Source organism: Streptococcus mitis (assembly GCF_905187535.1).
GTDB classification, from domain to species: Bacteria; Bacillota; Bacilli; order Lactobacillales; family Streptococcaceae; genus Streptococcus; species Streptococcus mitis_BS.
Window position 1 is genome coordinate 178,882 of record NZ_CAJJIE010000060.1, and the last position, 13,587, is coordinate 192,468.

Genomic DNA, 13,587 nt, shown 5'->3' on the forward strand with positions numbered 1-13,587 from the left:
CTAATAAGTTATTTTCAAGTGACTAGTTCGCTCCAAACACTAACATTCGATATAGTAGAGGTTTCACCAGCTGGAACCCATTTGTTAGTTCCTAAGTATCTAACTTCTAGTTTACGAACATTTACTATGTAAGATGCTTTTAGCCTGATGTAACCATAAGTGTAGGGTGGTACGTTATGGGATACTGAGTGATTTAAACTAAGTCAAAATCCAGACTCAGGAGCAGAAAAGCTAACAGCTGCACTTAAAGTTAGGGTAGCTCCAGCTTTTCCACCATAAGCAGTTGAACTTAGAGATCCTGATGTAGCGCTGCTCTTATAAGAGTGAGAGGAGCTAGTTCTATAGTCTGCAACACCAGTTGCATTAGAACGAGTCTGATACGTAGATTTAGACTCTAAATAGGCGTCTCTAAGTTCAGTCGTATAAAATGACAATAACTCTCCTGTGTTGATATCTTTTACAACACGATTAGATACAATTTCATAATTTGTGCAAGGATAGACATCAGCAAAAACCGTAGATGTTGTGACTAAGAAAAATAGATTTGATAGAACAGAGAAAAACAATAATTTCAATTTAATCATAAAAAAATGTCTATTCTTCATGATCAAAAGATTATTTTTTCAATCCTTTGAAAGTCATAATGCAACCCGAAAGGATACTGAGAGTTCCTATAGGTCTCCAATATAGCTGCCAAAAGAATAAATTTATTCTTCCTTTCAGTGTCTCATCGGGTCCAGCATAATAGGGGTTGATGTGAAATAATAAAAAACCAAAACATAAAACTATGATTCCGGTTAAGAATAAAATGTCCTTATTTACTTTCCTCATAAAATCTCCTTTTATTTAATTTTAAGCGTTTTCTATTATTAGTATACGTCAAAAAAATAAAAAAACAAGTCTATTTATTTATTAATTTATATGGTATAATAAAATAGTTGGAGAGTTTTTTTACTACGAATCTTATGTAGTTTTACAAAAAAGAGGCTAGATAAAAACTCAATTTTAGGAGAAAATGAAGTAAAATTTCCCACAATAAAACGCATAATATCAAGGTTCAATACCTGATATTATGCGTTTTTGATTTTAAAGACTTTTTGCCCAGCCTCAATGAGGGCTTTATTTTACATAGAGTTCTTGATTTTTTAGGACAATTTCTCGTACACTTGCAAACTTCTTAAGTTTTTTGATTTCTTCTGGATGAGTGACGAGAGTGATAACGTAACCTTCCTTGCCCATACGACCAGTACGGCCAGCACGGTGAGTGTAGGTTTCGCTATCTCTAGGAACATCAAAGTTTACGACACATTCGAGGCTATCGATATCAATTCCACGAGCCAGAAGGTCTGTTGCGAGAAGTAGGGTTAGTTGCTTGTCTTTAAACTTTTCTAAGATGACTTTTCTGAACTTGACATTGACATCACTAGCGAGGGAAACAGCCAAGATATCCCGATACTGTAGTTTTTCTTCTGCACTTCCAAGGTCTGATAGGCTGTTAAAGAAGACAAGACCTCGGAAATCCTCTACATGAGCCAGTTTTCGTAGCATATCCACTCGGTGACGTTGATCTACCTGCATGTAGAAGTGCTGGATGTTGTCCAATTTTTGGTCAGAGAGATCAATGGTACGTGTGTTAGGCGCAATCTTCTTTTGGTCAAACTTGGTTGTCGCACTCATATAGACAAGTTGGTGGTCACGAGGTGCGTAGTGAGTAATTTTCTCGACAAAGTGTATCTGAGAATCATCTAGTAATTGGTCGAATTCATCCAGGATGATGGTTTCCACATTCATCATCTTGATTTTTTTCAATTTAATCAGTTCAAAGATACGGCCAGGGGTTCCAATCAGAATTTCTGGTCCTTTTTTGAGTCGTTCAATTTGACGTTTTTGACTCGAACCTGATAAGAAGAGTTGGGTAGTTAAGCAGATAGCTTCAGCCCACGTTTTACATACATCAAAAATCTGTCCAGCAAGCTCAGTATTTGGTGCTAGAATCAAGAGTTGTTGGGCTTTTTTCTTTTGTAGTCTGAGAAGACTTGGTAGAAGGTAAGCTAGGGTCTTACCAGTTCCTGTTGGGCTCACTCCTAGGAGGTTTTCTCCAGCAAGAAGGGGCTCAAATAGTTGAGTTTGAATGGGAGTGAATTCTTGGAAACCGAGTTGGTCACTCAGTTCTTGCCATTCAGTCGGTAGTTTGTTTTTCATTTTTCTGCCTCAAATCTAATGCCAGCAGTCTGGCGCATGGTAAATAGTAGTTCATGAACAAAACTTGCATCTTCCAACCAAGTTTGGTAGAGATTCAGATCTGGTTGCTGGATCATGTGTGCAAATGCAGCAACTTCCTCAGTCATTGTATGAGGAGCCTGTTGGATAGGGAGTTGGATTTGATTGCCTTGGTGGTCGGTAAAAATAGCCGAGCTGACATGTTCGATGGTGTTGAGCGTCAGGGTTCCATCTGTCGTATAAATTTCGCAAGGGAGATTGGAAGTGATGTTTTTCCCAGCCTTGATGTGAACTTGAAAGTCAGGGTAGAAGAGAATTCCGTCTCCATTTAGGTCAATGCTATTGTATAGCTGTTGAGCCTGATAGGTCGCGTCTTGAGCTTTTCCAAAGAGACGAACGACAGCGTAGAGAGGATAAATCCCCAAATCCATAAGCGCTCCACCAGCAAAACGGTCTGAGAAGACATTTGGTGATTCCCCAGTCAACAAGTTAGGCATTTTAGAAGAATACTTGGCATAGTTGAGATCTGCTCCCAACACATGCTTGTCTGCTAAAAAGTTTTTGATGATAGTGAAAGCTTTTTCATGGTAATTGCGAGCTGCTTCGAATATAAAACAGTGATTTTTCTTAGCTGTATGTCTCAAATCTAGCCATTCATGTGGCTGAGTGACAGCTGGCTTTTCAAGAATGACATGTTTACCTGCAGACAATGCAGCTTTTGCCTGAGCAAAATGCAAGGAGTTTGGGCTAGCAATATAGACCACATCAAAGGAGCTCTTGAAGAAGTTCTCTACTTGATCAAAGAGTTGGATATTCTGATAGCGAGAAGCAAAGGTTGCCGCAGTTTCTAGTTTTCTAGAATAGACTGCGACCAGCTTGTATTCTCCACTGGAATGGGCTGCTTCTATGAAGTGGTGACTGATAGCCCCTGTTCCGATGACACCTAATTTAAGCATAGTTACTCCTTTTTCGATTTCAAATCCTTCTTTCATTATAACATAGATAAACGAGACTATCCAACAGAGGGTAAAAATTTTCAAATAAGCTACTAGGTCTTTTCCAAAGAAAGTGGTACAATAATGAGATGAGTAAATGAAATGGGAGGGAAAATGAGGTTATTACCTATAAGAAAAATATCACGTCAGTCTAAGAGGCTAGCACTTTTTTTGACTTTTTGTGCAGGTTATGTAGATGCCTATACGTTTATTGTGCGAGGGAATACTCTTGTAGCTGGACAAACTGGGAATGTAGTCTTTTTATCAGTGGGACTCATTCAACACAATGTGTCAGATGCCAGTGCCAAAGTAATGACCTTACTAGCTTTTATGATGGGAGTCTTTTTACTAACGATTTATAAGGAAAAATTGAGAATTGTGAAAAAACCAATTCTGTCACTGATTCCTTTGGCAATCTTATCAATCATTATTGGTTTTGTGCCGCAAACTGTAGATAATATCTATCTAGTGCCGCCCTTAGCTTTCTGTATGGGACTGGTGACAACTGCTTTTGGAGAAGTGTCGGGTATTGCCTATAATAACGCTTTTATGACAGGGAATATCAAACGGACCATGCTGGCTTTTGGAGATTATTTCCGAACCAAGCACACACCTTTTTTGCGTGAAGGATTTATATTTGTTAGCCTGCTTAGTAGTTTTGTCCTTGGCGTTGTCTTTTCAGCCTATTTGACGATTTTCTATCATGAAAAGACCATTCTTGGTGTTCCTATTATGATGAGCATTTTTTACATTAGCATGCTTTTTGCCTCTTGGCAGAAAAAAGTAAAAGAAAAAGCTTCATTTTAGGTGTTATTACTTGTAAGAAAATAGGAGATATGCTATACTTGAAGAGTTGACTATGCACGATCCTGTGCAACCGCACGAACATCGTTGCTTGATTATTCAAGTTTAAGTGGTTTGTCCCACGATGCTAGGCGAGTCTTCACAAAAAAACCGGGGAAACCCATAAAAATCATAGGAGGTGCATAATGAGCACATACGCAATTATCAAAACTGGCGGAAAACAAGTTAAAGTTGAAGTTGGTCAAGCAGTTTACGTTGAAAAATTGAACGTTGAAGCTGGTCAAGAAGTTACTTTTAACGAAGTTGTTCTTGTTGGTGGTGAAAACACTGTTGTCGGAACTCCACTTGTTGCTGGAGCTACTGTAGTTGGAACTGTTGAAAAACAAGGAAAACAAAAGAAAGTTGTTACTTACAAGTACAAACCTAAAAAAGGTAGCCACCGTAAACAAGGTCACCGTCAACCATATACAAAAGTTGTCATCAACGCAATCAACGCTTAATTTTAAGGAGAACACATGATACAGGCAGTCTTTGAGAGAGCCGAAGATGGCGAGCTGAGGAGTGCGGAAATTACTGGACACGCCGAGAGTGGCGAATACGGCTTAGATGTCGTGTGTGCATCGGTTTCTACGCTTGCCATTAACTTTATCAATTCTATTGAGAAATTTGCAGGCTATGAACCAATCCTAGAATTAAACGAAGATGAAGGTGGCTATCTGATGGTTGAAATTCCAAAAGATCTTCCTTCACACCAGAGAGAAATGACCCAGTTATTCTTTGAATCATTTTTCTTAGGTATGGCAAACTTATCGGAGAACTCTTCTGAGTTCGTCCAAACCAGAGTTATCACAGAAAACTAACACGGAGGAAAACATTATGTTAAAAATGACTCTTAACAACTTGCAACTTTTCGCCCACAAAAAAGGTGGAGGTTCTACATCAAACGGACGTGATTCACAAGCGAAACGTCTTGGAGCTAAAGCAGCTGACGGACAAACTGTAACAGGTGGATCAATCCTTTACCGTCAACGTGGTACACACATCTACCCAGGTGTAAACGTTGGACGTGGTGGAGACGATACTTTGTTCGCTAAAGTTGAGGGCGTAGTACGCTTTGAACGTAAAGGACGCGATAAAAAACAAGTTTCTGTTTACCCAATCGCTAAATAAAAAGGTCCAGTGAACCTTTTTATCCCGAGCCTTGAATATAAAGGCGAGGAAGCTAGAAGTAGCATAAACTAAGGCTTTCCGAGTTTTCGGAGAGCCTGTTTTTTTGTTTTGGTACCCATATTTTAAAATCCTATATAAGAAGCGAACTTGTCGGCTACTTTGTCTTTTAGATACAATTATAAAATAGTGGAATGTGAGCCTTTTACAGTAATGAATGTTATAAGGGAATAAGATATTGTAAAAATTGCTAAGATTTGATATAATAATTTTATCTTAGTAAGCTAGCAGAAATATGGAAAGGATGTAAACCTGTATGAAAAAAATTATCACTATAATAGTCTGTTCAATCTCTTTTCTTGTTTTATCTGCTTGTGTCAGTAAGAAAAAACTTGTTCTTCCTGAACCTGAAACGATCTCTGTAATTTCCCTGCAGAAAACAATCTCTGAAGATATTAAAACTATAACCAAGAGAGAAGAAATCTCAAAATTGATTGAGGAGATACAGAAACAGTCCAAATCTACAACTTTGGAGAGTTTCAATGATCAACCGACAAATGTTAAAGATTACATCATTATCAAATTCACTCATCAGAATGAAGAAAATGATAGTGTAGCCTATCTATATACTATGAAAGAAAAACAGTATATTGAGCAACCCTATGTTGGGATTTGGGAGGTAAGTCCAGATATAGCGAATAGGGTTGAAGAAGCTTATTCTAGTTGATTTATAGAATAAAAGAAATTTTTAGAGAGTTTTCTTGTATCATGTTTTAAACGGTAAATCAACAAGATTTGCTGTTTTTATTTGTTTGAAATAAAATGAGGACTGAAAAAAGATATCATTCTAATTCTTGTATTGGGGTATTAGAGTATTCGCTTAGACTTGAAAATTTCCAGACTTTTTTCCTTTTTGGAAAACTTCTAAAATATGGTATAATGAAAAGATAAAGAAGTTGGGGGTAGAAGATGAACATTCAACAATTACGCTATGTTGTGGCTATTGCGAATAGCGGTACTTTTCGTGAAGCTGCTGAAAAGATGTATGTTAGTCAGCCGAGTCTGTCTATTTCTGTTCGTGATTTGGAAAAAGAGTTGGGCTTTAAGATTTTCCGTCGGACCAGCTCAGGGACTTTCTTGACTCGTCGTGGTATGGAATTCTATGAAAAAGCTCAAGAATTGGTTAAAGGATTTGATATTTTTCAAAATCAGTATGCCAATCCTGAGGAAGAAAAGGATGAATTTTCCATTGCTAGTCAGCACTATGACTTCTTGCCACCAACCATTACGGCCTTTTCAGAGCGCTATCCTGATTATAAGAACTTTCGTATTTTTGAATCAACTACTGTTCAAATTTTAGATGAAGTAGCGCAAGGGCATAGTGAGATTGGGATTATCTACCTCAACAATCAAAATAAAAAAGGTATTATGCAACGGGTTGAAAAGCTAGGTCTGGAGGTCATTGAATTGATTTCCTTCCATACCCACATTTATCTCCGCGAGGGGCATCCTTTGGCTCAGAAAGAGGAATTGGTTATGGAGGATTTATCTGATCTACCAACGGTTCGTTTCACTCAAGAGAAAGATGAGTATCTTTATTATTCAGAGAACTTTGTTGATACCAGTGCGAGCTCGCAGATGTTCAATGTGACAGACCGTGCTACTTTGAATGGTATTTTGGAGCGGACGGACGCTTATGCAACAGGTTCTGGATTTTTAGATAGTGACAGTGTCAATGGGATTACAGTCATTCGTCTCAAGGATAACCTAGATAATCGCATGGTCTATGTTAAACGTGAAGAAGTGGAGCTGAGTCAAGCTGGGACTCTCTTTGTAGAAGTCATGCAAGAATATTTTAATCAGAAGAGGAAATCATGAAAAAAAGAGGAATAGTGGCAGTCATTGTACTACTTTTGATTGGGCTTGATCAGTTGGTAAAATCCTATATCGTCCAGCAGATTCCACTGGGTGAAGTACGCTCTTGGATTCCCAATTTCGTTAGTTTGACCTACCTGCAAAATCGAGGGGCAGCCTTCTCCATGTTACAAGACCAGCAGTGGTTATTTGCTATTATTACACTGGTCGTTATGGTAGGTGCCATTTGGTATCTACATGAACACATGGAGGACTCACTCTGGATGGTCTTGGGTTTGACCTTGATCATTGCAGGTGGTCTTGGAAATTTTATTGACAGGGTGAGTCAGGGCTTTGTTGTGGATATGTTTCACCTTGACTTTATCAATTTTGCAATTTTCAATGTGGCAGATAGCTATCTGACTGTTGGAGTGATTATTTTATTGATTGCAATGTTAAAAGAGGGAATAAATGGAAATTAAAATTGAAAGTGGTGGCTTGCGTTTGGATAAGGCTTTGTCGGATTTGACAGAATTATCACGCAGTCTCGCGAATGAACAAATCAAATCAGGTCAGGTCTTGGTCAATGGCCAAGTCAAGAAAGCTAAATACACTGTCCAAGAGGGCGATGTCGTCACTTACTATGTGCCAGAACCAGAGGTTTTAGAGTATGTAGCTGAGAATCTTCCGCTAGAAATCATCTACCAAGATGAGGATGTGGCTGTCGTTAACAAGCCTCAGGGAATGGTTGTGCATCCGAGTGCTGGTCATACTAGTGGAACTCTGGTAAATGCCCTTATGTATCATATTAAGGACTTGTCGGGTATAAATGGGGTTTTGCGTCCAGGAATTGTTCATCGTATTGATAAGGATACATCAGGTCTTCTTATGATTGCTAAAAATGATGAGGCGCATCTAGCACTTGCCCAAGAACTGAAGGATAAAAAGTCTCTTCGTAAATATTGGGCGATTGTTCATGGAAATCTACCAAATGATCGTGGTGTGATTGAAGCACCGATTGGCCGTAGTGAAAAAGACCGTAAGAAACAGGCTGTGACTGCGAAAGGTAAGCCAGCAGTGACGCGTTTTCACGTTTTGGAACGCTTTGGCGATTATAGCTTAGTGGAGTTGCAACTGGAGACAGGGCGCACTCATCAAATCCGTGTTCACATGGCTTATATTGGTCATCCAGTCGCTGGGGATGAAGTCTATGGTCCTCGCAAGACTTTGAAAGGACATGGACAATTTCTTCATGCCAAGACGCTAGGATTTACCCATCCGAGAACAGGTGAGACCTTGGAATTTACAGCAGATATTCCAGAGCTTTTTAAGGAAACCTTGGAGAGATTGAGAAAGTAAGAATGAAAAAGAAATTAACTAGTTTAGCACTTGCAGGCGCTTTTTTAGGTTTGTCATGGTATGGAAATGTTCAAGCTCAAGAAAGTTCAGGAAATAAAATCCACTTTATCAATGTTCAAGAAGGTGGCAGTGATGCGATTATTCTTGAAAGCAATGGACATTTTGCCATGGTAGATACAGGAGAAGATTATGATTTCCCAGATGGAAGTGATTCTCGCTATCCATGGAGAGAAGGAATTGAAACGTCTTATAAGCATGTTCTAACAGACCGTGTCTTTCGTCGTTTGAAGGAATTGGGTGTTCAAAAACTTGATTTTATTTTGGTAACCCATACTCACAGTGACCATATTGGAAATGTTGATGAATTACTGTCTACCTATCCAGTTGACCGAGTCTATCTTAAAAAATATAGTGATAATCGTATTACTAATTCTGAACGTCTATGGGATAATCTGTATGGCTACGATAAGGTTTTACAGACTGCCGCTGAAAAAGGTGTTTCAGTTATTCAAAATATCACACAAGGGGATGCTCATTTTCAGTTTGGAGACATGGATATTCAACTCTATAACTATGAAAATGAAACTGATTCATCAGGTGAATTAAAGAAAATTTGGGATGATAATTCTAATTCTTTGATTAGCGTGGTAAAAGTCAATGGTAAGAAAATTTACCTTGGGGGCGACTTAGATAATGTTCATGGAGCAGAAGACAAGTATGGTCCTCTCATTGGAAAAGTTGATTTGATGAAGTTTAATCATCACCATGATACCAACAAATCAAATACCAAGGATTTTATTAAAAATTTGAGTCCGAGTTTGATTGTTCAAACTTCGGATAGTTTACCTTGGAAAAATGGTGTTGATAGTGAGTATGTCAATTGGCTTAAAGAACGAGGAATTGAGAGAATCAACGCAGCCAGCAAAGACTATGATGCAACAGTTTTTGATATTCGAAAAGACGGTTTTGTCAATATTTCAACTTCCTACAAGCCGATTCCAAGTTTTCAAGCTGGTTGGCATAAGAGTGCATATGGGAACTGGTGGTATCAAGCGCCTGACTCTACAGGAGAATATGCAGTTGGTTGGAATGAGATCAAGGGTGAATGGTATTACTTCAACCAAACGGGTATCTTGTTACAGAATCAATGGAAAAAATGGAACAATCGTTGGTTCTATTTGACAGACTCTGGTGCATCTGCTAAAAATTGGAAAAAAATAAATGGAAGCTGGTATTATTTCAACAAAGAAAATCAGATGGAAATTGGTTGGGTAAATACTGGAAGTCAGAACTATTATTTATCAAACGATGGATCTATGAAGACAGGTTGGCTTCAATATAAGGGGCAATGGTATTACTTTGCTCAATCAGGAGAAATGAAAACGGGTTGGGTAAAAGATAAAGAAATCTGGTACTATATGGATTCTACTGGTATCATGAAGACAGGCGAGATAGAAGTTTCTGGTCATCATTACTATCTAGAAGAATCAGGAGCTATGAAGCAAGGCTGGCTTAAAAAGGCAGGTGATTGGTATTTCTACAAGACAGACGGTTCACGAGCTGTGGGTTGGATCAAAGACAAGGATAAATGGTACTTCTTGAAAGAAAATGGTCAATTACTTGTGAATGGTAAGACACCAGAAGGCTATACTGTTGATTCAAGTGGTGCCTGGTTAGTGGATGTTCCGGTAGAGAAATCTGCTACAACTAGAGATACAAGTAACTCAGAAATAAAAGAATCCAATGAAGTAGTGAAAAAAGATCTTGAAAATAAAGAAACGAGTCAACACGAAAGTATTACAAGTTCTTCAACTAGTCAAGATTTGACTTCTTCAACTTCACAAAGCACTGAAACAAGTGCAAATAAATCGGAATCAGAACAGCAGTAAAAAAGAAGGTTTTAGGGCCTTCTTTTTCCTATCAACTCTTTTCTATTTCCTGCCATTCATGTTATAATGGATAAATATGAAGAATCGGAGTGAGACTATGAAATTCAAACGGATTGTCTTTAAGGTGGGGACTTCTTCTCTGACGAATGAGGATGGAAGTTTATCACGTAGTAAGGTAAAGGCTATTACCCAGCAATTGGCTATGTTGCACGAAGCTGGTCATGAGTTGATTTTGGTGTCGTCGGGTGCCATTGCTGCTGGTTTTGGAGCCTTAGGATTTAAAAAGCGTCCGACTAAGATTGCTGATAAACAGGCCTCAGCAGCGGTAGGACAAGGGCTTTTGTTGGAAGAATACACGACCAACCTTCTCTTGCGCCAAATCGTTTCTGCACAAATCTTGCTGACCCAGGATGACTTTGTGGATAAGCGCCGTTATAAAAATGCCCATCAGGCTTTGTCAGTTCTACTTAGTCGTGGGGCAATTCCTATCATCAACGAGAATGACAGTGTCGTTATTGATGAGCTCAAGGTTGGGGACAATGACACTCTTAGTGCCCAGGTAGCGGCCATGGTCCAAGCAGACCTTTTAGTCCTCTTGACAGATGTGGACGGTCTCTATACTGGAAATCCTAATTCAGATCCAAGAGCCAAACGCTTGGAGCGAATCGAGACCATCAATCGTGAGATTATTGATATGGCCGGTGGAGCAGGTTCTTCAAACGGAACTGGGGGCATGCTTACAAAAATCAAAGCTGCAACTATTGCGACAGAATCAGGAGTTCCTGTTTATATCTGCTCATCCTTGAAGTCAGATGCCATGATTGAGGCAGCTGAGGAGACCAAGGATGGTTCTTACTTTGTTGCGCAAGAGAAGGGACTTCGTACCCAGAAACAATGGCTGGCCTTCTATGCTCAGAGCCAAGGTTCTATTTGGGTTGATAAAGGGGCTGCAGAAGCTCTCTCCCAACATGGAAAGAGTCTTCTCTTATCTGGTATCGTTGAAGCAGAAGGAGCCTTTTCTTACGGTGATATCGTGACAGTATTTGACAAGGAAAGTGGAAAATCACTTGGAAAAGGACGCGTGCAATTTGGAGCATCTGCTTTGGAGGATATGTTGCGTTCTCAAAAAGCCAAGGGTGTCTTGATTCACCGTGATGACTGGATTTCCATTACTCCTGAAATCCAACTACTCTTTACAGAATTTTAGAGGTAAATTATGGTAAGTACACAAGAACAATTTGAACAGGTACAGGCTGTTAAAAAATCGATCAACACAGCTAGTGAAGAGGTAAAAAACCAAGCCTTGCTAGCCATGGCTGATCACTTATTAGCAGCTACTGAGGAAATTTTAGCAGCCAATGCCCTCGATATGGAAGCAGCTAAGGGGAAAATTTCAGATGTGATGCTGGATCGTCTTTATTTGGATGCAGGGCGTATAGAAGCGATGGCAACTGGGATTCGTGAAGTGGTTGCTTTACCAGATCCAATCGGTGAAGTTTTAGAAACCAATCAGCTTGAAAATGGTTTGGTTATCACAAAGAAACGTGTGGCTATGGGAGTCATCGGTATTATCTATGAAAGTCGTCCAAATGTGACGTCTGACGCAGCTGCTTTGGCTCTCAAGAGTGGAAATGCGGTTGTTCTTCGTAGTGGGAAGGATGCCTATCAAACTGCCCATGCCATTGTCACAGCCTTGAAGAAGGGCTTGGAGACGACTACCATTCATCCAGATGTGATTCAACTGGTGGAAGATACTAGCCGAGAAAGCAGCTATGCCATGATGAAGGCCAAGGGCTATCTAGACCTTCTTATTCCTCGTGGAGGAGCTGGTTTGATCAATGCAGTGGTTGAGAATGCTATTGTACCTGTTATTGAGACGGGGACAGGGATTGTCCATGTTTATGTCGATAAGGATGCAGACGAAGACAAGGCACTGTCTATCATCAACAATGCTAAAACTAGTCGTCCTTCTGTCTGCAATGCCATGGAGGTTCTACTGGTTCATGAAGACAAGGTAGCAAGCTTCCTTCCTCGCTTGGAGCAAGTTCTAGTTGCAGAGCGTAAAGAAGCTGGGCTGGAACCAATTCAATTCCGACTTGATAGCAAAGCAAGCCAGTTTGTTTCTGGTCAAGCGGCTGAAGCTCAAGACTTTGACACCGAGTTTTTAGACTATGTATTAGCTGTTAAGGTTGTGAGCAGTTTAGAAGAAGCGGTTGCCCATATTGAAACCCACAGTACCCATCATTCGGATGCCATTGTGACGGAAAATGCTGAAGCTGCAGCTTACTTTACAGATCAAGTGGACTCTGCAGCCGTCTATGTCAATGCCTCAACTCGTTTCACAGATGGTGGCCAATTTGGTCTTGGTTGTGAAATGGGGATTTCTACTCAGAAATTGCACGCGCGTGGTCCAATGGGCTTGAAGGAGTTGACTAGCTACAAGTATGTGGTTACTGGTGACGGACAGATAAGGGAGTAAGAGATGAAGATTGGATTTATCGGTTTGGGGAATATGGGAGCTAGTTTGGCCAAGGCTGTTTTGCAGGCCAAGACGGGTGCTGACCTTCTCCTTGCCAATCGTAGTCAAGTCAAGGTAGATGCTTTCATTGCCAACTTCGGTGGTCAGGCTTCCAGCAATGAAAAAATATTTGCAGAAGCAGATGTGATTTTTCTAGGAGTCAAGCCTGCTCAATTTTCTGAACTGCTTTCTCAATACCAGACTATCCTTAAAAAAAGAGAAAGTCTTCTTTTGATTTCCATGGCAGCTGGATTGACTTTAGAAAAACTAGCAAGTCTTATCCCAAATCAACACAGAATTATTCGTATGATGCCCAATACCCCTGCTTCTATTGGTCAAGGAGTGATTAGTTATGCATTGTCTCCTAATTGCAGGGCTGAGGACAGTGAGCTCTTTTGTCAGCTTTTAACTAAGGCTGGTCTCTTGGTTGAACTGGGAGAAGGATTAATCGACGCGGCGACAGGTCTTGCAGGTTGTGGACCAGCCTTTGTCTATCTCTTTATCGAAGCCTTGGCAGATGCAGGTGTTCAGACAGGATTACCACGAGAAACAGCATTGAAAATGGCAGCTCAAACAGTTGTCGGCGCTGGACGATTGGTCCTAGAAAGCCAAGAGCATCCTGGAGTCTTGAAAGACCAAGTTTGTAGCCCAGGAGGTTCGACTATCGCTGGTGTAGCAAGCTTAGAAGCGCATGCTTTTCGAGGAACAGTCATGGATGCAGTTCATCAATCCTACAAACGAACACAAGAATTAGGTAAATAAGAGGTAGTTTTATCTGCCT

15 protein-coding genes, 1 pseudogene and 1 other annotated feature are annotated in these 13,587 nt (G+C 40.0%); of the genes and pseudogenes, 12 read left to right on the plus strand and 4 right to left on the minus strand.

Features of this window, described 5'->3' with window-relative positions:
• Positions 1-203: 203 nt before the first annotated feature.
• The 3 genes from JQ841_RS08045 to JQ841_RS08055 form a co-directional block, all read right to left on the minus strand.
• Positions 204-584, minus strand: coding sequence for a hypothetical protein (locus JQ841_RS08045; protein ID WP_223330095.1), 381 nt, complete (start codon positions 582-584; stop codon positions 204-206).
• A gap of 535 nt (positions 585-1,119) precedes the next feature.
• Positions 1,120-2,202, minus strand: coding sequence for a DEAD/DEAH box helicase (locus tag JQ841_RS08050; protein WP_033686658.1), 1,083 nt, complete (start codon positions 2,200-2,202; stop codon positions 1,120-1,122).
• On the minus strand, positions 2,199-3,176 hold the full coding sequence (locus JQ841_RS08055; RefSeq protein ID WP_203180614.1) for a Gfo/Idh/MocA family protein: 978 nt from the start codon (positions 3,174-3,176) through the stop codon (positions 2,199-2,201). The genes JQ841_RS08050 and JQ841_RS08055 overlap by 4 nt, the downstream gene beginning before the upstream one ends.
• Positions 3,177-3,317: 141 nt before the next feature.
• Between JQ841_RS08055 and JQ841_RS08060 the strand changes: the two genes are divergently transcribed.
• The 5 genes from JQ841_RS08060 (at position 3,318) to JQ841_RS08080 (ending at position 5,913) form a co-directional block, all read left to right on the plus strand.
• Positions 3,318-4,022 (plus strand): YoaK family protein, encoded by a 705-nt coding sequence (locus JQ841_RS08060; protein WP_203180615.1) that lies wholly within the window; start codon positions 3,318-3,320, stop codon positions 4,020-4,022.
• Between the two features lie 58 nt (positions 4,023-4,080).
• Positions 4,081-4,168: a sequence feature (ribosomal protein L21 leader region), on the plus strand.
• 36 nt (positions 4,169-4,204) lie between these two features.
• Positions 4,205-4,519 carry a 50S ribosomal protein L21 gene (gene rplU / locus JQ841_RS08065; protein ID WP_000109141.1) on the plus strand — a complete coding sequence of 105 codons (315 nt, stop codon included), beginning with the start codon at positions 4,205-4,207 and terminating at the stop codon, positions 4,517-4,519.
• A gap of 15 nt (positions 4,520-4,534) precedes the next feature.
• Positions 4,535-4,879, plus strand: coding sequence for a ribosomal-processing cysteine protease Prp (locus JQ841_RS08070; protein ID WP_000613699.1), 345 nt, complete (start codon positions 4,535-4,537; stop codon positions 4,877-4,879).
• A 16-nt stretch (positions 4,880-4,895) separates the two neighbouring features.
• Positions 4,896-5,189 (plus strand): 50S ribosomal protein L27, encoded by a 294-nt coding sequence (gene rpmA / locus JQ841_RS08075; RefSeq protein WP_000916509.1) that lies wholly within the window; start codon positions 4,896-4,898, stop codon positions 5,187-5,189.
• A 313-nt stretch (positions 5,190-5,502) separates the two neighbouring features.
• Positions 5,503-5,913, plus strand: coding sequence for a DUF5301 domain-containing protein (locus JQ841_RS08080; RefSeq protein ID WP_203180616.1), 411 nt, complete (start codon positions 5,503-5,505; stop codon positions 5,911-5,913).
• Between the two features lie 175 nt (positions 5,914-6,088).
• On the opposite strand, the pseudogene JQ841_RS10005 reads toward JQ841_RS08080, so the two are convergent.
• Positions 6,089-6,163: pseudogene (locus JQ841_RS10005) on the minus strand (AraC family transcriptional regulator); the annotation flags it as partial.
• Between JQ841_RS10005 and JQ841_RS08085 the strand changes: the two are divergent.
• The 7 genes from JQ841_RS08085 to proC all read left to right on the plus strand — a co-directional run bounded on the left by JQ841_RS08085 (position 6,156) and on the right by proC (position 13,568).
• Positions 6,156-7,064, plus strand: a complete 909-nt coding sequence (locus JQ841_RS08085) for a LysR family transcriptional regulator (RefSeq protein WP_203180617.1) — start codon at positions 6,156-6,158, stop codon at positions 7,062-7,064. The pseudogene JQ841_RS10005 and the gene JQ841_RS08085 sit on opposite strands and share 8 nt — an antisense overlap.
• The gene (gene lspA, locus JQ841_RS08090) at positions 7,061-7,522 is read left to right on the plus strand and encodes a signal peptidase II (RefSeq protein ID WP_045611440.1); all 462 of its coding nucleotides are present in this window, start codon (positions 7,061-7,063) and stop codon (positions 7,520-7,522) included. The genes JQ841_RS08085 and lspA overlap by 4 nt, the downstream gene beginning before the upstream one ends.
• Complete coding sequence (locus JQ841_RS08095; protein ID WP_045611442.1) at positions 7,512-8,399, plus strand: RluA family pseudouridine synthase; 888 nt, start codon at positions 7,512-7,514, stop codon at positions 8,397-8,399. Before lspA ends, JQ841_RS08095 begins: the two co-directional genes overlap by 11 nt.
• Before the next feature lie 2 nt (positions 8,400-8,401).
• Positions 8,402-10,288 (plus strand): phosphorylcholine esterase CbpE, encoded by a 1,887-nt coding sequence (cbpE, locus tag JQ841_RS08100; protein ID WP_203180618.1) that lies wholly within the window; start codon positions 8,402-8,404, stop codon positions 10,286-10,288.
• Positions 10,289-10,385: 97 nt separating this feature from the next.
• The gene (proB, locus tag JQ841_RS08105; RefSeq protein WP_238395608.1) at positions 10,386-11,495 is read left to right on the plus strand and encodes a glutamate 5-kinase; all 1,110 of its coding nucleotides are present in this window, start codon (positions 10,386-10,388) and stop codon (positions 11,493-11,495) included.
• Positions 11,496-11,504: 9 nt separating this feature from the next.
• Positions 11,505-12,767, plus strand: a complete 1,263-nt coding sequence (locus tag JQ841_RS08110) for a glutamate-5-semialdehyde dehydrogenase (RefSeq protein WP_203180620.1) — start codon at positions 11,505-11,507, stop codon at positions 12,765-12,767.
• A 3-nt stretch (positions 12,768-12,770) separates the two neighbouring features.
• Positions 12,771-13,568: a pyrroline-5-carboxylate reductase gene (gene proC / locus JQ841_RS08115; RefSeq protein ID WP_203180621.1), complete on the plus strand. Its 798-nt coding sequence runs from the start codon at positions 12,771-12,773 to the stop codon at positions 13,566-13,568.
• The last annotated feature ends 19 nt before the right edge of the window (positions 13,569-13,587 follow it).